This is a genomic window from Frigoribacterium sp. MEB024 (assembly GCF_000878135.1).
Classification (GTDB): domain Bacteria; phylum Actinomycetota; class Actinomycetes; order Actinomycetales; family Microbacteriaceae; genus Frigoribacterium.
In genome coordinates, this window is sequence record NZ_JXQZ01000032.1 from 87731 (window position 1) to 108506 (window position 20776).

The window sequence follows — 20776 nt, forward strand, 5'->3', positions numbered from 1 at the left end:
CGCCGATACGCAAGAACTATCACAGATACGACACGCGATAGCAAGTGCCCTAGGCTGGGGGCCATGATCCGATCCGACGACGACCTCCGGAGCGCGCTGCTCGCGGCGGCCGAGGAACAACTGGTCGCCGCGTCCGACGGCGAGATCGCCACACGAGCGGTATGCGAGGCCGTCGGTGTGACCCAGCCGGTGCTGTATCGGCTGTTCGGCGACAAGCGGGGACTCCTCGACGCCCTGGCCGAGACGGGCCTCCAGCGCTACGCCGCCCGCAAGGCCGAGCTCGAGGCCACCGACGACCCGGCGGCGGACCTGCGCCGCGGGTGGGGTGACCACCTCGACTTCGCGAGGGAGAACCCCGCCCTCTATCGCCTGATGTTCGCGCCGCGACCCTGGGCGGGCGGTCGCGCAGCGGACGGTGTGAGGGCGCTGCTCGAGCGGACGCTCTCTCGGTGCGCGGCCGCGGGGCTTCTCCGTCTCGAAGTCGACGTCGCATCGGGGATGATCTTGGCGGCCAACGTCGGGCTCGCCCTCGACGAGATGACGACCGTGCGTCCCGCGCGACGGGCGAATGCAGTCGCCGACGCCCTCCGCGACGCCGTCCTCGGTGCCGTCCTCGTCGCGGGTTCCCCGTCGGCGTCGTTCGACGCCGCCACAGCCGCCCGGCGGCAGCTCCGTGCGCAGCTCGCCGAGGGCGGGCCTGGCGCCCTCCTCCCCGAGGAGTCCGCGCTCATGAACGTCTGGCTCACGCGCCTCGACCGAGAAAGCGACGGCCCCCGGTGATCTCCACGTTCCTCGTCGAACACGCGCCCCTCGTCCGCATCGGCTTCTGGGTCGCCGTCGCGGCCGCGACCCTGCTCGCCTGGGTCCTGCACCGGTTTTGGCTTCGGCGTGTCCTCCTCGGTCTCTCGTCTGTCGCACTCATCGCGGTGCTCGTCCTGACCCTGCTTCCCGACGGAGCTCGGCCCGGCGGTGTCACCTGCACCACACAGTTCAGCGTCCCGTTCCAGGGCATCGACACGCTCGCCAACGTCGCGATGCTGCTACCGCTCGTGCTCTTCCTCGGGACGGCGACGAACCGGCCGCTCACAGTCCTCACCGGTGCGGTCGCCCTCTCCGCCGTCATCGAAGTCGTACAGGCCCTCGCACCTGTCCTCGGTCGCCGGTGCGACACGAACGACTGGTTCATGAACACTGTCGGAGCGGTCTTTGGGGCGATCATCGCTCTGGCCATCTGCGCGATCACCCGGCGCCGCAGGAGCACCGCGGTCTCCTGACGAGTCACTGACCACCAGCGGTGCGCCCGGCCCGCGGTCAGTGTGCCTACCAGCGATCAGGGCGCGATGTGCGCGTGCTCACCGGCCATGCTGAGGATGATGAACACCTCGGCTGTCTGACCGCCGACCCCAGACCAACCACCCGTCCGCCGCTCGGCTCTCGTACACGACATCTGGGGCCTCCTTGACTATGCGATGGCGACGGTCGCCATCGGTTCCCACCGATCCCACGGGGATCGGGTCCCTGAACGCATCACGTTCCCGCTGCAAGCGTGGGCGCTCATCGCCGGCCTCAATGTCCTTGCGCTCGTGGGTGCTCACGGCAGCAAGGACCTGGTACGGCTCCATGAAGATGTCCGATGGAGGATCGTCATCAGGCCACGCGGTCGAGGCGCTCGTTCCTTTTCTTCAGGCGCCGGGCTTGCCGTGTGCGATACCGGATCACGCCGGGGAGGCGGACTGTCAGTGTGATCATTGAACCGACGATCACCATCGCGATCAGACCGAGGGTGAGGAAGGCTGTCTTGACCCACAGTTCTGTCCGAGTCTTGGGCCAGAAGCTCATGCGGAGCAGGGGTGATTCGGTTGCGATCCCGAGTGCGTGAGTCGCAGCCAAGGCGCCGCCTAGGAGTGTGCCGATAAGTATCGCGCCGAGGATACCCATGAGGGTGTTGCCGAACCAGGTGACGAGGTTCGTGGTCGATGCTCTCCCGTGTCGTCGTATCTCGCGTTGGAGCTGTGCCTCAAACTGCAGGATCGCGTCGGCGGGGTCGATCACTAAGGCTGAAAAGGTCCTTGGAACGAACAGGAGCCTGAGCAACCGGTCATGCTCTGGTTCGCCCGGCTCTTGGGTCCGGGCCATCCAGACGGCGAAGGCTTGTTTCTCGGCTGAGGTGGCAAGGCCGGGCACGAGGAGCCCCCACCGTCCTGCCTGGTCCAGCTGTCCCATAGCCCTGTGTAGGCTCGCGAGTTCCGCGCGGGCAGGGAGGTTGCCCGGGTCACAGTGCAGTCGCTGCCGTAGCTGTCCTCGAACACGCTTCCCTGCGGCGCGTTCAGCCGGGTCGAGTGCATCCACTTTGTGATCTTGGCAGACGACTTATGTTCTCGATAGCGCCCGATGGGGGATCGGCTGTTGAGACGGTCTGCCGTATTCTCTCGCGGTACGGGCGACAGGTGGCTCGCCGGGAGCCTCACTCCGTGTTCGCGTATGAGATCGGCTCCGGGACGCCGGTGGTGCTGTTGCATGGCTTCGGCTTGGATCACCAGTCCCTGCTGCCGTTGGAGCCGATCTTCGAGAAGTCGTCGGGATGGCGTCGCATCTACCTCGACCTCCCCGGGGCGACCCAATGTTCCGCGGGTGGTATCGCCAGTTCGCAGGGGGTCGCTGACGCCGTGGTCGAGGAGATCTCAGCGCACGTCGGCGACGAGTCATTCGCGGTCTTGGGCAACTCGTTCGGTGGAATGATCGCGCGATACGTGGCGCACAAGTCACGGTCGCGGGTGTTGGGCCTCGCCACCATCGCCGGCGTCTTCGTGGCGCCCCATGCGGAGAGGACCGTGCCGACGCGCACAGTCCTGCATGACGAGCCGGAGGTCGTGTCCATCCTCGGAACCGCACTCAAGCACTACCGCGAGGACGCCGTGGTCGAGTCCGTCTCCGACGCGCGAGCCTTCTTGCAGCACGTTCTGCCTGGCGTCGTCGGTGCCGACGCCGCCGCGCTGGAGCGGATCGCCAGGAGCTACTCGCTCGAACACGAGCCCGAGGACCGCCACCCGGAGCCCTTCACCCAGCCCACCCTCCTCATCACAGTTCGCCAGGACCATGTCGTCGGATACGCCGGCGCCTGGGACAGGGTCGAGCACTACCCGAGGGCGTCGTTCGCCGTGCTCGACGGCGCCGGCCACAAACTGCTCTTCGAGCGGTCCGCCCTCTGTGCCCTCCTGATCGAGGACTTGCTGGCTCGAGTCCGTCGCGGCTACTGACGGCCGCGTAGCCTCTTTCCGATTCGTGTCCGGGGAGGGGTGGATCGCCGGGCCGGTGAGGCCCGATGATCCATGGCAATTCCCACATCCTCGTGACTGTCAGGGGAGCACGACCACTTTGCCCGCGATGCGGCCTGCTTCTGCCTCGGCGTGCAGCGCGGGCAGGTCGGACAGGGAGATGCGCCTGGTCACCTCGACCGTGAGCTCACCACCGTCGACGAGGGCGACGAGCTGCTCGAGGCGGTCGCGGTCGGGCCGCACGAACACCGTTGCGGCGCGGACGTCACGCGACTCGTCGCCGGGCGTGGCGATGAAGGCGGTCGTGCTGACGACGATGCCGCCGTCGCGGACGGCGGCGACGTCGGCCTCGAACTGCGCGGTGTCGAGCGGTGCCAGGTTGAGCAGCACGTCCACCTGCCCGTCGAGGGCTCCCAGGACGTCGCTCTCGGTGTGGTCGATGACCTGGTCCGCGCCGGCGGCCCGGACGGCGTCCGCGCTGCGCGGGCTCGCCGTCGCAACGACGTGGGCGCCGAGGCGCTTCGCGAGCTGGATCGCGTACTTGCCGACGACGCCGCCCGCCCCGACGACGAGGAGGCGCTGGCCGGCCTGCAGACCGCCGTCGTCGACGAGGGCCTGCCAGGCCGTCAGGGCCACCGACGGCAGGGCCGCCGCGTCGGTGAGTGGGATGCTCGTCGGGGCGGTGACGAGCGCGCCGGCTGGGGCGATGACGAACTCCGCCGCGCCTCCGTCACTTTCCATCGGCAGGAAGCCGACGACCTCGTCGCCGATGCTCAGGCTCTCGACGCCGTCACCGAGCGCTTCGACCGTCCCGGAGACGTCGTAGCCCGGCACGTGGGGGAGTGCGACCGGGATGGGGAGGAAGCCGCCCCGCATGCCCGCGTCGGCGGCGTTGTAGGCGGACGCTGCCACCCGGACGAGCGCCTCACCCGCCCCGGGAGCGGGCTGCTCGACCTCGACGTGCTGAAGGACCTCGGGTCCACCGGTCTGCTCGAAACGCACTGCTTTCATGATGATCCCCTTCGTCACGTGCTTCGAGTTCGAAGCAACACCGCGAACGTAGCACTGCTTCGAAATGGAAGCAACAGGTAGGCTCTGATCATGTCCGATTCGCCTCCTGCCCTCACGCCGGCTCAGCTCGCCGCTTACTTCGCCTTCACCGAGGTCAGTGCGCTCCTGCGACCGTCGGTCGAGAAGCAGCTGCGGGAGGCGGGTGGGTTGAGTTACGTCCAGTTCCAGCTTCTCGCCCGCTTAGGCGACGACCCGGACGGGCGGCAACGGATGACCGACCTCGCGGACGGGGTGGTCCACAGTCGCAGCGGCCTGACCTACCAGGCGCAGCTGCTCGAGCAGCGCGGCCTGCTCTCGCGCTCTCCGTCGCCGGACGACGAGCGCAGCACCGTGGTCGCCATCACCGAAGCGGGTCGCAACGTCTTGGCGGCAGTGTTCCCGGGACACATCGAGACCGTCCGAGACCTCCTCTTCGCCCCTGTGACGGACAACGACGCCGAGCAGCTCGCCCGCATCCTCGGACGCGTGAGCGAACACCTCCGGGCGGCACCACCCCGTTCGGCGCGGAAGCGCACATCGGCCTGAGTCGCAGCTTGGTCACGCAACGCACGCTGCTTGCAGTCCACGGTGTCCCACTAGCCGATCGTTCACCGAGATACGTATCGGACTGGCCTAATGAGGCAGCCAACGCCCTGTAGCTGCTGGGGAGTGGGTAGCCCCCGCCGTTACCCGGTGAGTGATCGGTCACCGGGTCTCCTGCTTGGTGCCACCCGGCCGCAGCGTGTGGGCTTTAGCCGGGTACCGTCTGCGGTGTGAGAACTAGCGATGGAAAATGGCTCCCCGACAGTGAACGCGGCCGTCAGGTGTTCAAGTGGTGCGTGTGGATCGGCGCTGCCACAATCGCGGTCTTCATCGTCGTCTTGGGAGTGCGAACCGGCTGGAAGTAGCGGGCAGTACCTGCCGCAGCGCGAATGCCGGCAAACAACGGCAGGGATTGATGGGACTCCCCGCGACTAGCGGTGGCCCGCTCGCAACTCCGACACCTAGGTTGAAGCGACCCAGCTCTGTCCAAGATACGGCGGTTTACCGGGCGATCTAGAGAGCCGAGCAAGCTTAGTGGCCCTGACATCTCCTACCCATGCGATGCTCTTTCGATGAGTCCCATCCGGCTCGCGCCACCCCGGTGGGCGCAGCACGTGAACTTTGCCGCTTGCCTCATCGGGATCGGGACAAGTCTTGCCTTCCTGGGTGCAGCCATCGATCCCGAGATCCGGTCGTGGCCAATCGGGTTGATGGGCATGACCAGCCTGGCGGTCTCAATCTGGGCCGCCATCCGCAGCTACGGCATCCACGTCCTCCTCGACGACACGGACATGCACATCCACGGCACGTTCTGGTCCCGGCACGTTCCCCGTGACCGAATCACGTACATCTCCGACGTCGGTGAAGTCGAGTACAAAGACCCACGCGGCTACTCGATGACCGTGCACATCACGTGGCTGATGCGGGCAGTCGACGACGACGAACGGTTCGTCCTTGCTCGTCTTCAACGTCCCTGGCGCGAGGCCATAGCCACACTCCGGAACTGGGCCAACGTCGAGGGCGCGATCTAGAGGGCATCGTGTTTTGTGCCTACCCGACGAAGACGCATGGGTGTTCCTGGCTCTGCTGTTACTCCTCGGGAAGAGCAAGCATCGAGCCGGTCGGACGGCTCTTGGGTTTGACGGGTGAGCTATCAACGGGTGCCGGTGGAAGTGCCAGAGCACGGTCGTGCGCAGTGTCGGCACGGCCAGCCGCCACCACCGACGTCAAGACGGTGGCGCCTTGAAGGGCAGCGAAGATGAGGGGCAGAAGCAAGAGGTTCAAGTGTTCAGCAGAGGCGAGGCCAGCAACGACAAGGGCGACCCAGACCAGGACATACCCGCACGGGACCCAGATGGATCGGTCAACGGCAACGACTGACGCCGCAAGCAGCCCCTTTGAGCCGGCGATGACCTCGTCTCGGTCTTCTGGCATGATCTCGGGCGGGTTCTTAGCGAATTGACGATCGATGCGTTCGCTTCGTCGCCAGTTTCCGAGCATCCTTCTTGAGTTGGGTGCAGTGCTGGGGTCGGCCACGGGGATGAAAGCCATGACGAGACAAGCCACGGCGGCCGAGAAGAACACGATGGCGACGGCGTCTCGTGCTGGTGGCCCGTCGAAGATGTCCCAGTGGACGGCACTAAAAACAAGGAGAGCGGCGGCCGCCAAAACCACGAGGGCGCCCACCCGTGTTCTCCTGCGGACCTTGGCCAAGTCCAGGAACTCTAGGCGCTGCTCTCGGTAGACACGCCAACCACCGCGGATCGCACCCTTGCTCATCCGTTGATGATGCCCGCAGATCGTTCCAGCGCCAAGACGTGAAGCTAAGACGGTGGGCCCGTCTCAGCTGACGATCGCTGGCCGGGCAGTCACTCTCGCGACTGGCGTCGAACGAGCAACCCCATCAGGAGCGCGAAAGCGCCCAGAACCACAGCAACAGGCACGAGAATTGGCAGTGCTTCCCGTGCAAGGAGACTGGCGATCACGAGGCCCCCGGCGACGACCGTGCAGGCGACGATGACGCGCCTCCAGATAGCCCTTTGCTGTGAAGTCATGACAGATGTTTTCACGCGATAGGTCCACTCGTTCTGCCCGCTAGGGGATCGTTCACTGACTCGGCGTGTCCATGGGCTTGTCGCCTTCGTCCTCAGGCTCGAAGCCGCGGTCAAAGACTTTGTCGGCTCGGTGCCAGACCTGAATCCCGATCGTGAAGACCACCACGGGCAGGGCGCCGGCCAGGTGAAGCAGCCAAGGACGGTCAGGGGCGACCAGGTCGGCTACGAGGGGACCGGCGACGAGCAGGATTGCCGTGATGATCAGTCCGGGGGCCAGCCGCTTCCTCCGCTGCGCCGCAGGAGTTTGCAGGGCTCAGTGTGCAACAAATCGGCCTTCATTGCGCGCACGTGTTCCACTGCGCAGGTGCCCGATAGCCGATCGGCCACCGGTCACATCCATCAGTCTGTTGGACGACGGGCATGTCGCGGGCATCCTGGTGCGCGAACCGGCGCGCTATGGTCCAGGCATGACGCGTCGTGCTGGTCTGACTTCCCGCCTCGTTCTGGTTGCCGGCCTGGCCGCGTTGGTTGTGGGCATCGTCGTCCTTGCCATCGCGGCGGCGCAGCCGGTGTCCTTCGGGTGGTTCGCCTATGCGCCCCTGTCGGCTACGACGTTCACAGCCGAGGGTGTGCACATGTTCTCGACCGCAAGCCTTGTGGGCGCGGCCATCGTCGTCATCAGCTTGCTCGTGCTGGCAGCATGGCTCGGCTACCGACAGGGTGTGCGCCGCAAGCCTTGACGAGGCGTCCCGATAGGGGATCGGTCGGTGAGACAGTGGCTGCCGGTCAGCGGCCCGCGCGCAGTAGTTCGTCGTATCCGGCATCCTCATCACATGGAGTTCTCGTGGTGGACCTGGTCGGGGCTCGTGATCGTCGCCCTCGGGGGACTTGGGCTGATCGGACGCGCTTGTGTGATGGCCGTTCGCCGAGACGGCATCGCGCGGGCCAGGGCGGAGCGCGGTCCGAGCGCTCCGTGGTTCTGGTCCGGAATCGGGTTGCTCGTCGTGACCGGTGTCGTCCTGGCCCTCTGGGTCCTCGTGCTCGACAGCTGACTGGCTCACGTGCAGCTCTGACCGGGCAGCCAGCCGTCCGGATGGACGGTCGTTCATCGGACACCATCTGAGACCGAGGACTGCTGCGGTAGAGGTGATGATCGGGACTGGGGGCCCCGAGGTGCTCGGTCGTGAAGATGTCGGGTGTCTGTCGGGTCCGTGTCGTGGACCTCGGGGCTGGTCGTTCTTAGTGTGAGGTGCATGAACGAGACACGCATCGTCGATCTCAGGACCCAGTCGGGTTGGACCCAGGAACGCCTCGCGGACGAGAGCGGCGTGACCGTCCGCACCGTCCAGAGGCTCGAGGCGGGCAACGAGGGGAGCCTGGACACGCTGTCGCGGGTGGCGAAGGCGTTCGGTGTCCCGGTTCGTGATCTCTTCGTCACGGTCGCCGAGGACGACTACGGCCGCTCGGTGACGGCGCTCGACGAACGGACGACTCGCCAGCAGGAACGCCGAGGCCGCGTCGAGGAGGGCTTCCGAGCCCTGTACTACGGGGTGGGTGTGCTCTTCACGATCGCCGTGGTCGTCGCAGTCGCCACCGACGTCGTGCCGAACGTCGTGATCTTCTCGATTCCCGCCTACTGGGTCGCCGGGTGGTTGCTGTCGATGTTCGTATTCCTCGTCGTCCTCAGTCCGCGTCTGGACCGCGCCTATCCTCTCTCCCGTGCCGCCACGGACGAGGCGACGAGCAGGTAGGCACATCGTTTCGCCGGGACACGGGTGTCCTGTCGACCTGCGAAGCTCGGGTCATGTCGTGGCCCCGGGCTGAAGCCCTCCGAACGGATCGTCTCTCTCTGGAGCCGCTCGCCGTGGAGCACGCGAGCGAGATGGTGGTCGCTCTGGCGCCACAGGATCTGTACCGGTTCACGGGTGGGGAGCCTCCGACGCTCGAGGAACTCGAAGCGCGTTACCGCCGTCAGTCGACGGGTCAGTCCGAAGAGGGACGTGCCGGGTGGCTCAACTGGATCATCCGATCTGCTGGCGGTGGGCCGGCCGTCGGATTCGTCCAGGCGACGCTCACCCGCGAGGGCGCTGACCTCGTTGCTGATCTCGCGTGGCTGGTCACGGCCTCGGAACAGGGTCGCGGTCTCGCTGTGGAGGCGGCGACAGCTGTCGTGACGTGGCTGACCTCGATGGGTGTCGGACGTCTTCAGGCCTACGTCCACCCCGACCACGCGGCGTCAGCCCGGGTGGCCGAACGGCTCGGGCTCGTCCCCACGTCGACAGTCGTCGACGACGAGACCCTCTGGGAAGCCGTCATCGCTCCCATGGCACAGCGGCACGAGGGCGTCCGTCAGCCGATCGTCTAGCGGGGCCTCTCGGGAGGATCAGGGGCCGGTCGCTGCATGCTTCGACGGTACGTGCGGTTCGTCGGTCGGGGATCAGCCTCGTGGTGGAGTCGGGGCTCGTCCGACCATCGCCATCGGTCGCCGGACGGCAGTGCCGTGCGTTCTCGGGCCACCCGGTGCGACGTCTCAGCCCCGCGGCGCATCATGAGGCCATGCCCGCCTTCCGCCGCCCCTCCCGTCCGTCCCACCCCGTCCGCGTCGAGCCCGGCCCCGGGCAGGAGTCCGTCTGGGACTACCCCCGCCCGCCACGCGTCGAACCCCGCACCGAGCGCGTCGTCGTCCGTCTCGGCGGCGTCGTGGTGGCCGACACGACGGCCGCGATCCGCGTGCTCGAGACGAGCCACCCGCCCGTCTACTACCTGCCCCGCTCGGACTTCACCGCAGGAGCCCTGTCGCGCGCCGAGGGGCGCAGCCTCTGCGAGTTCAAGGGCCAGGCCGGCTACCTCGACGTGACCGGTGGGGGAGTCGTCGCGCGCCGCGCCGGCTGGACCTACGCCGCCCCCTGGCCCGGCTACGAGTCCCTCGTCAACCACGTCGCGATCTACCCGGGTGCCATGGACTCGTGCGAGATCGACGGCGAGGTGGTCCAGGCGCAGGAGGGCGACTTCTACGGCGGCTGGACCACCGCGAACCTGGTCGGCCCGTTCAAGGGCGCGCCCGGCACGATGGGCTGGTAGGGACGAGGGCCCCAACAGGAGGAGACTGGACGGATGTCCAGACGACCCCGCCCCCGCCCCACGTCCCTCGCCCGCACCTTGGGCCGCATCGCCCTCGGTGGCGCCCTGGTCTTCGCCGGCACGAGCCACCTCACGTTCGCCCGTGAGCCGTTCCAGGCCCAGGTGCCCGAATGGTTGCCGCTCGACGACGACTTCGTCGTGCTCGCCTCCGGCGTCGTCGAGATCGGCATCGGCGCGGCCCTCGTCGTCGCCCCCAAGCACCGCGTGACGGTCGGCTGGGTCGCCGCGGCGTTCTTCACCGCGATCTTCCCCGGTAACATCTCGCAGCTCGTCACGCACACCGACGCATTCGGCCTCGACACCGACGGCAAGCGCGCCTTCCGCTTGATCTTCCAGCCGCTGCTCGTCCTGCTCTCGCTCTGGTCGACGGGCGCCTGGCGCGACCGTCGCAGCATCGGCCGTCGCGCCAAGTAGACGCGACCGCTCCCCGACCCGAGGAGGCGCGGCTCAGCTCGACAGCGCCGCCACGACCACCTCGGCGTCGGGGAACCACCTCGTGTAGTGGTCGGGGTCGGCGTTGACCTGCACGGCGTGCGCCGCCTGGGTCGGCGTCAGGTCCTTCCAGCCCGGGATCGCCACGAGCTTCGTGAAGAAGCTCGTCGCCGCCGTGTAGGGGTCCATGCGCTGCTCGTAGGTGCCCCACTGGCCGTTGTCGCGTTGCTGGAAGAGCCCTCGGCTGTCGGGCCCGACGGCGTCGCCGTAGTCGATGTTCCGCAGGCTCGACTCACCCATCGCGGTCATGACGCCGATCGCCTGGGTGTGTTCTCCGATGCCCTGAGCCCGGGCCGCCAGCATGATGTAGGCGGCGTTCACGAGACGGTCCTGGCAGTAGCCGGCGACCGGCCCGGCCGGCACCTCGATGTCGCCGACCATCACCGGGTCGACCTCGGGGCACGCGGGCACGGGCGTCGACGTGATCGCCGTGACCTCCTCGTCGCGGGGCGCCGTGAGGGCCGAGACGACCATGGCGATCGCGACGACGAAGGCGACGAGCCCGACGCCGAACACGACGGAGACGGCGATCAGCACGCGGCGCACGGCGGGCCTCCTGAGGGTCGGGTGGCGTGGCGATCAGCGGGCGGCGACCGGCACGGAAGTCGTCGTCGAGGATAGGCGATCCGCTCGACAGTTCGTCCCACGTCGGCTGGGCGATCGATGGGCCTCCCTCCGAATGCCCTGGCAATCCGCCATCGACATGCCGGTAACGTTGCCGCCCGTCGACCCGACCACTCGGGCCGCGGCAGCCGGGCACCGCCCCTCCGCAGCTCGATCGCCGAGGCGCCCGTCCGACCGACCGGCGCCCGAGATCCAGAGGAACGTCGTTCATGGGAACCCCACCCACCCCTGCCCGCGAGACCCGTCCCGACCGCCCGACCCGCGCCTCCGGACGGAGGCGCCCGCGGCGTCTGCGCGTCGACGACGTCACCGTCGTCGACCCGGCGATGATGAAGCGCGCCATCGGCGGCACCGTCGTCGGCAACACCATGGAGTGGTACGACGTCGGCGTCTACGGCTACCTCGCCGTCACGATGGGCCGGGTCTTCCTGCCCGAGGCCGACCCGTCGCTGCAGATCCTCTTCAGCCTCGGCGTCTTCGCCTCGACCTACGTCGCTCGCCCGCTCGGCGGGGTCGTCTTCGGCCGCCTCGGTGACCGGGTCGGACGTCAGAAGGTGCTCGCGACCACGCTCATCATGATGGCGGGCGCGACCTTCCTGATCGGCGTGCTGCCCGACTTCGCCGCGATCGGCGCCCTCGCCCCGATCGCCCTCGTCGTGCTCAAGCTGCTGCAGGGCTTCTCGACCGGTGGGGAGTACGCCGGGGCGACGACGTTCGTCAGCGAGTACGCACCCGACAAACGGCGCGGCTTCTTCGCGAGCATCCTCGACCTCGGCAGCTACCTGGGCTTCGCGCTCGGCGCCGCGGTCGTGTCGGTGCTCCAGCTGCTGACCACCGAGCAGCAGATGCTCGACTGGGCCTGGCGCCTGCCCTTCCTGCTGGCCGGCGTGCTCGGCGTCGTCGCGATCTACTTCCGCCTGAAGATCGAGGAGTCGCCCGCGTTCCAGGCGACGCAGGACGCGCAAGAGAACAAGGTCGGCGAGATCGCCGACGCGCAGGGCCGTCCGCGCAACACCCTCGCCCTCGTCCGGCAGCACTGGCGTCCGATCGTCATCGCGATCGGCCTCGTCGCCGCCTCCAACACCGTCGGCTACGCGCTGACCAGCTACATGCCGACCTACCTGACCGACTCGCTCGGCTACGACCCGCTGCACGGCACGCTGCTGACCATCCCGGTGCTGGTGCTGCTCGCCCTGCTGCTGCCCGTCGCCGGGCGCCTGAGCGACCGCATCGGCCGACGTCCCGTCATGTGGCTCGGTGCCGCATCGGTGCTGCTGCTCGCCCTGCCCGCGTTCCTCCTGATCGGCGTCGGCAGCACCGCGACGACCCTCGCCGGGCTGTCGCTGCTCGCCGTGAGCGTCGCGCTCTGGGTGTCGAGCCAGGCGTCGTCGCTGCCCGCGCTCTTCCCGACGGCGAGCCGCTACGGCGCGATGGGCGTGTCGTACAACGTCGCGATCGCCGTGTTCGGCGGGACGACACCCCTGATCATCCAGGCGCTGCTGCAGGCGACCGGCAACGAGCTCGTGCCGGCGTTCTTCCTGATGGCGACCTCGCTGATCGGTGCCGTCGCGGTGTGGTTCATGAAGGAGTCGTCGCAGCGCCCGCTTCCCGGCTCGATGCCGAGCGTGGCCACCGAGGCCGAGGCGCACGAGCTGGTCGAGACGCAGGACGCCAATCCCCACATCGACCTCGGCGACCTGCCCTTCCTCGACGCCGAGCCCGCCGAGCCCGCCGAGCCCGCCGAGCCCGCCGCGACGACCGCACCCGCCGCGCCGCCCTCACAGGGGACCGCGAGCTAGAGCAGTTCGGCCCGATCGGCGAGGTAGGCGGCGAGGTCGCGGACCTCGCCGGTCGCCGTGCCCCACCGCACGAGGGCGTGCCCGTCGCGGACGAGGAGGCGCTGCTCGCCGCCCTGCAACGCCGCGGTCGACAGGTCCACCGGCTCGTATGCGTAGTTGACGACCTCGCCCTCGGCGAAGTGGCCGCGCACGGCTGCCCGCCGTTCGGCCTTGCGCTGTTCGACCTGGGCGGACAGGTGCTGTGAACGGGTCGGCGTCACCGCCCGCGTGATGCGACCGGTCTCGAAGACCCGGCCGTCGGTGCCGAGCAGCAGCACGCCGAGTCGCCAGGCGCGCCCGGCGGGCTCGAGGGACTCGGCGGTCTTCACCACGACGATGCGCCGGGCGGGCTTGTAGCGGGCGAGGGCCTCGGTGCGCGCCTCGCGTGCGGCCAGGTCGGCGGCCGCCTGCTCGACGAGGGCTCGGAGCGACGCGGCCGCCTGATCGTCCGATGGGGACTCCGAGGCCGGCACCACGCCTCCTGGGGTCGGGTCGTCCACGTGGTGCTCGGGCGGTGGGATCAGGCGTCGTAGCCGTGGTCGAGGAAGTCCTCGATCACGTCGACGACGAACGCGTGGTCGTCGGCCTGCGGCAGGCCCGAGACGCCGGCCGAGCCGACGACGCCGACGCCCGCGACCCGAACGGGGAACAGCCCGCCGTGCGCGGCGTAGAGGTCGGTGTCGAGGCGCGACTTCTCGTCGAACGTGCCACCCTGCACCCGGAACGACTCGCCCACCCGATAGGAACTCTGCCCGTACCGCTCGACGACACGGGCCTTGCGGTCGAGCCATTCGTCGTTGTCGAGGCTGCTGCCGGGCAGGGCCGCGTGGAAGGCGCGCTGCCGACCGTGCCGCACGGTGACGGCGACGGCCAGGTCACGGCGCCGGGCCTCGGCCAGGAGGTGGGCGCCCAGGTCGAGGGCGACGTCGAGGGTGAACCGCCGGAAGACGAGACGCTCTTCTTGCTCGATGAGGGTCTGCAGCAAGGTGTCGTCGGTCATCGGTGGCCTCCTGGGGGTGGTCGGGCGATCTGGTGGGTCGGCACGGGGGCGCGGCGGCGCGCCACCGCGGGACGACCCGAGCCTAGGCCCGACCCCCGTCAACGGGCTGGTGACGGAGCGTGAGCGGCGAGGGGTCAGGCCGAGGCCGCGACGCAGGGCGACCCCTGTCGCGCCAGCGACCCGCAGTAGACGCCGACGAGGTCGTCCGCCGAACGTGACCACGGGTGGTCGAGGGCGTGGGACCGGGAGGCGCGCGAGAGCCGGTCGCGCAGCCCCGCGTCCGCGAGCACCTGCGTCATCGCCCGGGCCCAGGCCTGCGGGTCGCGCTGCGACAGCACGATGCCCGTGACGCCGTCGACGACCGATTCGCGGAGGCCGCCCGACGCCGCGGCGATCACCGGGACCCCGCTGGCCGCCGCCTCGAGCGCGATGAGCCCGTAGGTCTCGGAGTGGGAGGGCACGAGCACGAGGGCGGCGTCCCGCAGCAGGGCCGCGAGGCCGGGGCGTGATCGCGGGCCCAGGAAGTGCACGGTGAGGTCGAGGTCGTCGCTCAGGGCGCTCAGCTCGGACTCGTACCCGGCGAACTCGGTCGAGGCACCTCCGGCGATGACGAGGTCGGGACGCACCTCGGCGGGGACGGCCGCCACCGCGCGCAGGGCGAGGTCGGGGGCCTTGAGCGGTTCGAGTCGCCCCGCCACGACGACGTACGGGCGGCCCGGGGCGGTCCGGCCCGCTGCCGCCGGGTGGAAGAGCTCTCCGTCGACGCCCGGCAGGACGACGTGGACGCGGTCGGGCGAGCCGCCGAGACGGGAGGTGACGGTCTCGGCCTCGGCGTGGCTGATCGCGACGACGGCGTCGGACTCGCGGGCGAGCCGTTCTTCTCCGGCGATCCTGCCCGGGGACTCGGCGCGTTCGCCGTGCGAGAGGGGGGTCGAGTCGTGGGCGGCGATCGAGTGGAAGCTCTGCAGGTGGGGCACGCCGAGGGCGCGGGCCACGGGAAGCGCGGCCATGCCCGAGAACCAGTGGTGCGAGTGGACGACGTCCCACGGGCCGAGTTCGGCGAGCCGGTCGCGGAACTCGTCGACGTAGAGCTCGTTGCGGCCCTTCGTGACCGGCTCGGCCGGGCCGGCGTCGAGGAATCGCAGCGTGACGCCCGGGGCGAGGGTGAGGCTCGCGGGCTCGTCGGACGAGGACCGGCGGGTCAGGATCTCGACCTCGTGACCCGCGGCGCCGAGCGCCTCGGCCTGGTTGCGGACGACGACGTTCATGCCGCCGACGTCCCCGGACCCGGGCTCGGCACCGGGGGACGTGTGCAGCGACACGAGGGCGATGCGGAGCGTGGGGGAGGCGGTGGTCACGTCCCGAGGGTACCGGCCCACCGCCCCCGCGGTCTGCGCGGCGTGGGTCAGGCGACCCCGCCCGACCAGAAGGCGCGGACGTCGTCGAGGACGGCCTCGGCCTGCCGACGACCGGCCTCGGCGGCCGGGCGCCGGGTGCTCGTGGCGAGCACGTCGGTGCCGAACGCCTGCAGGGACTCGGCGTCGGCCTCGACGACCAGCACGTCCCGACCGGCGGTGCGTCGGGCGGCGACGACCTGCGGCAGGGTCGGGCCGAGCGGCGAGACGTCGAGCTCGGGGCCGCACGACAGCACCAGCACGCGGTCGTAGTCGTCGGCCAGGTCGGCGTTGGTGCCCGAGCGGACCCCGCCGTCCATGGTCGGACGGCCGTCGACCTCGACGGTGGGCCAGACGACGGGCACCGAACAGCTCGCGGCCACGGCGCGGTAGAGGTCGACGCCCGAGCCGGCGTCCAGCGGGCGGAACGTGCCGTCGGTGGCGTCCACGGTGCAGACGGTCAGGGCGGCGTCGGGCCAGGCGGCGCCTCCGAAGCGGTCCCGCATCGTCGTGACGAGTTCGGGTTCGTCCGCGACCACAGGCGTCTCGCGCGCCAGGGCGCCGATGCGGGCCCGCGCCTCCTGCTGGTCGGTCGCCCCCGCGAGTGCCTGCCCGAGGGTCTGCTGGAACACCTCGGGGTCGATCGAGCCCGAGGGCAGCTCGGTCACGGCCTCGAACTGCTCTCGCAGGCCCTCGTCGACCCGGCCGAGTCGCACCATCGTCCCGACGACCGATCCGGCCGAGGTGCCGACGACGAGGTCGGCCTCGTCCACCGGCACGCCCGCCTCGAGCAACCTCGACAGCACGCCGAGTTCCCAGGCGATGCCGGTGATGCCGCCACCGCCCAGGACGAGGGCGGTGCGGGTGGGGGTCGTGGTCGTGCTCATGTCTCTCCTCGGTCGTGATGGCGGTCCCGGCAGGAGGCGCGGTGCGTCCCCCGGGGCCGCGCTCGACACTAGGCCGGTCACCTCGCCACGTCCTCGGGCGGGTGTCAGGCGGCGCGCAACTCGTCGGCGCGGCCGAGGTCCTGGACGTGCCACTCGGTCTGGGCGAGCGCCGAGCCGAGCCGGTAGCCGTGCAACGAGGCGATGCCGCCGCTCCACGACATCCGCTCGGCGACCTGCCACACCGTCGGCCGGTCGAGCGCGTCCAGGGCGGCGGCCGCGTCACGGCTGCGGTCGGCGCGGTGCTCGATCAGGGCCTCGGCCCGCCCGCGGAGGCCGACGAAGCGGTACTCGTGCCCGGGGCAGACCTCGAGGGCGTCGGGTCCGGCGACGTCGAGCGCCACCATGCGGTCGAGTGACGCGAGGTAGTCCGTCAGCGGGTTCGTCCCGGTGCGTCCGCCGAGGCCGATCCCGGGGTTGATGCGCGGCAGGACGTGATCGCCCGTGAAGACGAGCCGCTGCTCGGGTTCGACGAAGCAGAGGTGGCCCGCGGTGTGACCCGGGGTGTGCACAGCACGCAGCAGTCGTCCCGCGATGGGCAGCACGTCGCCGTCGCCGAGCAACAGGTCGGCGGTCAGCGCGGGCAGGTGGCGACCCGACCCCCACGACGCGACCAGCGCCTCCTGGTCGTCCCGGGGTGCGCCCCACCGGGCGATGTCGGCGTCGGCGGCCGCGGCGTCGGACGTGCGCTCGCCCAGCGCGCGCTGCTCGGCGGCGTGCAGGGCGATCCGGGCGCCGGAGGCCCGACGCAGGGCCTCCGCTCCGCCCAGGTGGTCGGCGTGCAGATGGGTGACGGCGATGAGGTCGACGTCGGCGAGCGAGTGGTCGACGTCGGCGAGGGCGCTCTCGAGACGGTCGAGGTTGGCCTCGACTCCCCACCCGGGGTCGATGACCGTCAGCGCACCGTCGGAACCCTCGACGACGTAGCCCAACGAGTGGTCGTCGATGCCGTCGCCGAACTCGAACGCGACCGACCAGACGCCGTGCCTGACCTCCTCGACGGGCGGCAGCTCGCCACGGCGGACGGCCTCGGCCTGCACCGGGCTGAGCGGGACGGGTGGGGCAGGAGGCGCGGGTCGGCGGGCGGCGTCGGTCACCCCGCGAGCCTAGCCAGCACCGCCCGCCCCGCCCCGCGTCCGCCGAGACGGCGCCGGTCGACTGGTCGACTACTCGGCGGAGACCTCGATCAGCACCTTGCCGACCACGTCGCCCTCGACGGCCTCGTGTGCCGCAGCGGTCTCGGCGAGCGGGAAGGTGTGCAGCGGCAGGCCGGCGGCCTCGCCGACCGGCAGGACGCCGTCACGCAGGGCTGCGGTGACGTCCTCGACGGCCGCCTGCAGCGCCTCCTCGCCCACGGTGTAGAGCAGGACGAACTGGAACCGGGTGTTGGTGATCATGTTCGCGCGGATCGGGATGGTCGTCGTGTCGCCGCCGTTGTCGGCGTAGATGGCCACGGAGGCGCGGTGTGCGACGACCTCGGCCAACAGGTCGGCGTTCTGCGAGATGGCGACCTCGACGACGACGTCGACGCCGTCGGGGGCGATCTCGCGGATCCGGGTGGCGGCATCGTCCGTGCGGTAGTTGACGACGTGGTGGGCACCGGCGGCCGTGGCGAGGGCGGCCTTCTCGTCGCTGCTGATCGTCGTGACGACGGTGGCCCCGGCCCAGCGGGCGAGCTGGATGGCGGCGTGACCGACCGCACCCGCGCCTCCCGCGACGAGGACGACGGCGCCGTCGAGGCTGCCGGGGGTCAGGCGGCTCGGGCCGTCCTCCCACACCGTGAGCGCACGGTGGGCGGTCATGGCGGGGACGCCGAGGCTCGCACCGACGTCGAGGCCGACGCCGTCGGGCAACGGGACGACGCGTGAGGCGGGCAGCACGGTGAACTCCTGCGCGGTGCCGGTGGGGCGCTGGTGGGCCGAGAGGTAGGTCCAGACGCGGTCGCCGACCGACAGGCCGGTGACGCCCTCGCCGACGGCGTCGACGACGCCCGAGCCGTCCTGGTTCGGCGTCACCTCGGGGAACGGCAGCGACTCGCCGGGGCCACCGCCTGCGCGGGACTTCCAGTCGGTGGGGTTGACGCCCGAGAACACGACGCGCACCCGCACCTCGCCGACGGCGGGTTCGGGCAGGTCGCGGTCGACGAGCTGCAGCACGGTGGGGGCGGATCCGGTCTCGGAGTACACGATCGACTTCATGCCCGGAGCCAACCAGACCCGGCGCCGCCGTGTTCCCGCCCGGGACGCCACCCAGTGGACACGGCACCGCTGCACGTCACGGTGTCGTGCCGACTCGACGGCGTCGTGTGGTGCGCGGGCCGGCTCAGGCCCCGGCGCCGCGGAACAGGGCGAGCGCCAGCAGGTCGTCCTCGAACCCGCCGCCCTCGTGCCCGTTGTACGGCCAGACCGTGACGTCGGCCGCCCCGGCGTACGCGTGGAACGCGCCGAACACCGTCGACGGTGGGCAGGTCGGGTCCATCAGCGCCGTCGTGAACAGGGCGGGGGCCGTGGCCCGCCTCGCGAAGTTGACGCCGTCGAAGTACGCGAGCACGTCGTGCACCGAGGAGGCGCGATGCCGGTGGACCGCCAGGTAGCGTCCGATCTCCTTGTACGGGTCGGCGTCGGTGACGACGGTGGCGCGCCGGAAGTCGCAGAGGAACGGCACGTACGCCGCGACGGCGGCGAGGTCGGGGACGAGTCCCGCGACGGCGAGGGCAATGCCCCCGCCCTGGCTGCCGCCGACGACTGACACCCGGGAGGCGTCGACGACGTCGAGCTCGCGCGCGGCCTCGACGGCGCGGACGGCGTCGGCGAACACCCGCCGGTAGTAGTAGGTCTCGCGCGAGTCGATGCCCCGCGTCATGACGCCGGGGTGGGCCGGGCCCGAACCGTCCGGGTCGGGGGTGGCGCCGAGGCTCCACCCCGAACCCTGGCCGCGGGTGTCCATCTGCAGGTGGGCGAACCCGGCCGACGACCAGAAGAGGTTCTCGACGGCGGCCCCGCGTCCGCCGCCGTAGCCGACGAACTGGACGACCGCCGGCAACGGACCCTTCGCTGCGGCGGGTACACGCAGCCAGGCCCGGACGGGTTGACCCGCCCACCCGGCGAAGGTCACGTCGTACACGTCGACCGTCGTCAGCCCCGTGTCGACCCGGTCGACCCTCAGGTCGAGCGGATGCGCCCGCGTCTCGGCGAGCGTCGTCGCCCAGAACTCGTCGAAGTCGTCGGGGTCGGTCTGGGTGCTGCGGTACTCCCGCAGGGCGGGTTCGGGCAGGTCGGTGAACATGCCCCCTTGTCTACCGCAGCCTCCGACGACAGCCGAGGAGGCGCGGTGCAGGAGGCGCGGCTCAGCTCACGCGGGAAAGGTTCGGCACCCAGCCGAACGCCGGGGCGACGTGGTCGGCCACCGTCTGCAGCAGACGGGCGTTGTAGGCGACCCCCAACTGGTTGGGGACCGTCAGCAGGATCGTGTCGGCGTCCCGGACCGCGACGTCGGCGGCCAACTGCTCGGCGATGACGTCGGGTTCGCCCACGTAGCTCTTGCCGAAGCGTGACTGCACGCCGTCGAGCAGACCGACCTGGTCCTGCGAGTCGGCCTGGGCGCGGACGCCGAAGTAGCGACGGTCCTCGTCGGTCGTGATCGGGATCACGCTGCGGCTGACGGAGACCCTCGGCTCACGGGCGTGCCCGGCGGCGCGGTAGGCCTCCCGGTACAGCGCGATCTGCTCGGCCTGCAGCTCGTCGAACGGCACCCCGGTGTCCTCGGTCAGCAGGGTGCTGCTCATCAGGTTCATCCCCTGCTCACCGGTCCAGACGGCCGTCGAGCGGCTGCCCGACCCCCACCAGATGCGCTCGCCGAGGCCGGGGGAGTGCGGCTCGACCGAGAGGCCGTGCGACCAGCCGGTCATCTTCGGGTCGGACTCGGCGACGTCGGCGCCCTCGATCGCCGCACGGAACAGCTCGGTGTGCCGGCGGGCGAGGTCGGCGTCGCTCTCACCCTCGAGGGGGACGTGGCCGAACGCCTCCCAGCCGCGCAGGGCGGGCTCGGGTGATCCACGGCTGACGCCGAGCTGCAGTCGGCCGGCGCTGATCAGGTCGGCGGCCGCGGCCTGCTCGGCCATCGAGAGCGGGTTCTCGTAGCGCATGTCGATGACTCCGGTGCCGAGCTCGATGCGGCTCGTGCGCGCGGCCATCGCCGCGAGCAGCGGGAACGGGTTGGCGGCCTGGCGCACGTAGTGGTGCACGCGCACGGCGGCCACGTCGACGCCGATCTCCTCCGCGGCCTCGGCCAGCTCGATCGACTGGACCAGCGCCTCCCGGGCGGTCGGTGTCGCCGACCCGCGCACGTCCTGGTAGTGGCCGAACGACAAGAACCCCATGCGCTTCTTCATGACCGGGCGAACGTCCGGCGTCACGAGGCCA

The 20776-nt window shown here is 70.4% G+C and carries 24 protein-coding genes; 12 read left to right on the top strand and 12 right to left on the bottom strand.

The annotated features are described in order from the left end of the window. Positions 1-63 precede the first annotated feature (63 nt). Together SZ60_RS07310 and SZ60_RS17440 are read left to right on the top strand one after the other, a co-directional pair. Positions 64-780, top strand: coding sequence for a TetR/AcrR family transcriptional regulator (locus tag SZ60_RS07310; RefSeq protein ID WP_043594871.1), 717 nt, complete (start codon positions 64-66; stop codon positions 778-780). Further along, positions 777-1274: a VanZ family protein gene (locus SZ60_RS17440; RefSeq protein WP_043594872.1), complete on the top strand. Its 498-nt coding sequence runs from the start codon at positions 777-779 to the stop codon at positions 1272-1274. The genes SZ60_RS07310 and SZ60_RS17440 overlap by 4 nt, the downstream gene beginning before the upstream one ends. A gap of 373 nt (positions 1275-1647) precedes the next feature. Here SZ60_RS17440 and SZ60_RS07320 read toward each other — a convergent pair whose 3' ends face one another. Continuing rightward, positions 1648-2349, bottom strand: coding sequence for a hypothetical protein (locus tag SZ60_RS07320; RefSeq protein ID WP_156155539.1), 702 nt, complete (start codon positions 2347-2349; stop codon positions 1648-1650). Between the two features lie 122 nt (positions 2350-2471). On the opposite strand from SZ60_RS07320, the gene SZ60_RS07325 reads away from it, so the two are divergent. Next, positions 2472-3257 carry an alpha/beta fold hydrolase gene (locus tag SZ60_RS07325; RefSeq protein WP_043595047.1) on the top strand — a complete coding sequence of 262 codons (786 nt, stop codon included), beginning with the start codon at positions 2472-2474 and terminating at the stop codon, positions 3255-3257. Between the two features lie 99 nt (positions 3258-3356). Here SZ60_RS07325 and SZ60_RS07330 read toward each other — a convergent pair whose 3' ends face one another. Beyond that, positions 3357-4286 (bottom strand): NADP-dependent oxidoreductase, encoded by a 930-nt coding sequence (locus SZ60_RS07330; RefSeq protein ID WP_197073522.1) that lies wholly within the window; start codon positions 4284-4286, stop codon positions 3357-3359. 90 nt (positions 4287-4376) lie between these two features. Between SZ60_RS07330 and SZ60_RS07335 the strand changes: the two genes are divergently transcribed. Together SZ60_RS07335 and SZ60_RS07340 are read left to right on the top strand one after the other, a co-directional pair. After that, the gene (locus tag SZ60_RS07335; protein ID WP_043594874.1) at positions 4377-4871 is read left to right on the top strand and encodes a MarR family winged helix-turn-helix transcriptional regulator; all 495 of its coding nucleotides are present in this window, start codon (positions 4377-4379) and stop codon (positions 4869-4871) included. A gap of 569 nt (positions 4872-5440) precedes the next feature. Beyond that, on the top strand, positions 5441-5899 hold the full coding sequence (locus SZ60_RS07340) for a hypothetical protein (RefSeq protein ID WP_156155540.1): 459 nt from the start codon (positions 5441-5443) through the stop codon (positions 5897-5899). Positions 5900-5957: 58 nt separating this feature from the next. Here SZ60_RS07340 and SZ60_RS07345 read toward each other — a convergent pair whose 3' ends face one another. Next, positions 5958-6647, bottom strand: a complete 690-nt coding sequence (locus SZ60_RS07345) for a hypothetical protein (RefSeq protein WP_043594876.1) — start codon at positions 6645-6647, stop codon at positions 5958-5960. Between the two features lie 682 nt (positions 6648-7329). Here SZ60_RS07345 and SZ60_RS07355 point away from each other — a divergent pair. The 6 genes from SZ60_RS07355 (at position 7330) to SZ60_RS07380 (ending at position 10477) form a co-directional block, all read left to right on the top strand. Then, complete coding sequence (locus tag SZ60_RS07355) at positions 7330-7662, top strand: hypothetical protein (RefSeq protein ID WP_156155541.1); 333 nt, start codon at positions 7330-7332, stop codon at positions 7660-7662. A 93-nt stretch (positions 7663-7755) separates the two neighbouring features. Beyond that, positions 7756-7974, top strand: a complete 219-nt coding sequence (locus SZ60_RS07360; RefSeq protein ID WP_043594879.1) for a hypothetical protein — start codon at positions 7756-7758, stop codon at positions 7972-7974. A 201-nt stretch (positions 7975-8175) separates the two neighbouring features. Next, the gene (locus SZ60_RS07365) at positions 8176-8673 is read left to right on the top strand and encodes a helix-turn-helix transcriptional regulator (protein WP_043594880.1); all 498 of its coding nucleotides are present in this window, start codon (positions 8176-8178) and stop codon (positions 8671-8673) included. A 53-nt stretch (positions 8674-8726) separates the two neighbouring features. Beyond that, complete coding sequence (locus tag SZ60_RS07370) at positions 8727-9287, top strand: GNAT family N-acetyltransferase (RefSeq protein ID WP_043594881.1); 561 nt, start codon at positions 8727-8729, stop codon at positions 9285-9287. Between the two features lie 191 nt (positions 9288-9478). Next, positions 9479-10003, top strand: coding sequence for a DUF427 domain-containing protein (locus SZ60_RS07375; protein ID WP_043594882.1), 525 nt, complete (start codon positions 9479-9481; stop codon positions 10001-10003). 33 nt (positions 10004-10036) lie between these two features. Then, on the top strand, positions 10037-10477 hold the full coding sequence (locus tag SZ60_RS07380; protein ID WP_043594883.1) for a membrane protein: 441 nt from the start codon (positions 10037-10039) through the stop codon (positions 10475-10477). A gap of 33 nt (positions 10478-10510) precedes the next feature. Here SZ60_RS07380 and SZ60_RS17180 read toward each other — a convergent pair whose 3' ends face one another. Continuing rightward, positions 10511-11101 carry a hypothetical protein gene (locus SZ60_RS17180; RefSeq protein WP_052505236.1) on the bottom strand — a complete coding sequence of 197 codons (591 nt, stop codon included), beginning with the start codon at positions 11099-11101 and terminating at the stop codon, positions 10511-10513. 287 nt (positions 11102-11388) lie between these two features. On the opposite strand from SZ60_RS17180, the gene SZ60_RS07390 reads away from it, so the two are divergent. Continuing rightward, the gene (locus SZ60_RS07390; RefSeq protein WP_043594884.1) at positions 11389-12978 is read left to right on the top strand and encodes an MFS transporter; all 1590 of its coding nucleotides are present in this window, start codon (positions 11389-11391) and stop codon (positions 12976-12978) included. Here the strand turns inward: SZ60_RS07390 and SZ60_RS07395 are convergent. From SZ60_RS07395 to SZ60_RS07430, 8 genes are all read right to left on the bottom strand, one after another. Then, complete coding sequence (locus SZ60_RS07395) at positions 12975-13517, bottom strand: hypothetical protein (protein ID WP_156155542.1); 543 nt, start codon at positions 13515-13517, stop codon at positions 12975-12977. The two genes, SZ60_RS07390 and SZ60_RS07395, sit on opposite strands and share 4 nt — an antisense overlap. 20 nt (positions 13518-13537) lie before the next feature. After that, a complete protein-coding gene (locus SZ60_RS07400) occupies positions 13538-14017 on the bottom strand; it encodes a heme-degrading domain-containing protein (RefSeq protein ID WP_043594885.1) in 480 nt (159 codons plus the stop codon). Between the two features lie 134 nt (positions 14018-14151). Continuing rightward, on the bottom strand, positions 14152-15375 hold the full coding sequence (locus SZ60_RS07405) for a glycosyltransferase (protein ID WP_043595051.1): 1224 nt from the start codon (positions 15373-15375) through the stop codon (positions 14152-14154). 47 nt (positions 15376-15422) lie between these two features. Continuing rightward, positions 15423-16298, bottom strand: coding sequence for a patatin-like phospholipase family protein (locus tag SZ60_RS07410; protein WP_043594886.1), 876 nt, complete (start codon positions 16296-16298; stop codon positions 15423-15425). A gap of 104 nt (positions 16299-16402) precedes the next feature. Then, positions 16403-17452 carry an MBL fold metallo-hydrolase gene (locus SZ60_RS07415; protein WP_082059952.1) on the bottom strand — a complete coding sequence of 350 codons (1050 nt, stop codon included), beginning with the start codon at positions 17450-17452 and terminating at the stop codon, positions 16403-16405. Positions 17453-17521: 69 nt separating this feature from the next. Further along, the gene (locus SZ60_RS07420) at positions 17522-18553 is read right to left on the bottom strand and encodes an NADPH:quinone reductase (protein WP_043594888.1); all 1032 of its coding nucleotides are present in this window, start codon (positions 18551-18553) and stop codon (positions 17522-17524) included. Between the two features lie 124 nt (positions 18554-18677). Further along, entirely contained in the window at positions 18678-19640 is a 963-nt protein-coding gene (locus SZ60_RS07425) for an acetylxylan esterase (RefSeq protein ID WP_043594889.1), read from the bottom strand. A 61-nt stretch (positions 19641-19701) separates the two neighbouring features. Further along, entirely contained in the window at positions 19702-20745 is a 1044-nt protein-coding gene (locus SZ60_RS07430; RefSeq protein ID WP_043594890.1) for an LLM class flavin-dependent oxidoreductase, read from the bottom strand. Positions 20746-20776: the final 31 nt, after the last annotated feature.

Bases quoted from the DNA above. Each gene is read 5' to 3' on its own strand.
- SZ60_RS07310 (WP_043594871.1), top strand. From the start codon at position 64: ATGATCCGATCCGACGACGACCTCCGGAGCGCGCTGCTCGCGGCGGCC.
- SZ60_RS07375 (WP_043594882.1), top strand. From the start codon at position 9,479: ATGCCCGCCTTCCGCCGCCCCTCCCGTCCGTCCCACCCCGTCCGCGTC.
- SZ60_RS07425 (WP_043594889.1), bottom strand. From the start codon at position 19,640: ATGTTCACCGACCTGCCCGAACCCGCCCTGCGGGAGTACCGCAGCACC.
- SZ60_RS07420 (WP_043594888.1), bottom strand. From the start codon at position 18,553: ATGAAGTCGATCGTGTACTCCGAGACCGGATCCGCCCCCACCGTGCTG.
- SZ60_RS07360 (WP_043594879.1), top strand. From the start codon at position 7,756: ATGGAGTTCTCGTGGTGGACCTGGTCGGGGCTCGTGATCGTCGCCCTC.
- SZ60_RS07430 (WP_043594890.1), bottom strand. From the start codon at position 20,745: ATGAAGAAGCGCATGGGGTTCTTGTCGTTCGGCCACTACCAGGACGTG.
- SZ60_RS07400 (WP_043594885.1), bottom strand. From the start codon at position 14,017: ATGACCGACGACACCTTGCTGCAGACCCTCATCGAGCAAGAAGAGCGT.
- SZ60_RS07345 (WP_043594876.1), bottom strand. From the start codon at position 6,647: ATGAGCAAGGGTGCGATCCGCGGTGGTTGGCGTGTCTACCGAGAGCAG.
- SZ60_RS07365 (WP_043594880.1), top strand. From the start codon at position 8,176: ATGAACGAGACACGCATCGTCGATCTCAGGACCCAGTCGGGTTGGACC.
- SZ60_RS07410 (WP_043594886.1), bottom strand. From the start codon at position 16,298: ATGAGCACGACCACGACCCCCACCCGCACCGCCCTCGTCCTGGGCGGT.
- SZ60_RS07390 (WP_043594884.1), top strand. From the start codon at position 11,389: ATGGGAACCCCACCCACCCCTGCCCGCGAGACCCGTCCCGACCGCCCG.
- SZ60_RS07335 (WP_043594874.1), top strand. From the start codon at position 4,377: ATGTCCGATTCGCCTCCTGCCCTCACGCCGGCTCAGCTCGCCGCTTAC.
- SZ60_RS07370 (WP_043594881.1), top strand. From the start codon at position 8,727: ATGTCGTGGCCCCGGGCTGAAGCCCTCCGAACGGATCGTCTCTCTCTG.
- SZ60_RS07380 (WP_043594883.1), top strand. From the start codon at position 10,037: ATGTCCAGACGACCCCGCCCCCGCCCCACGTCCCTCGCCCGCACCTTG.
- SZ60_RS07340 (WP_156155540.1), top strand. From the start codon at position 5,441: ATGAGTCCCATCCGGCTCGCGCCACCCCGGTGGGCGCAGCACGTGAAC.
- SZ60_RS07330 (WP_197073522.1), bottom strand. From the start codon at position 4,286: ATGAAAGCAGTGCGTTTCGAGCAGACCGGTGGACCCGAGGTCCTTCAG.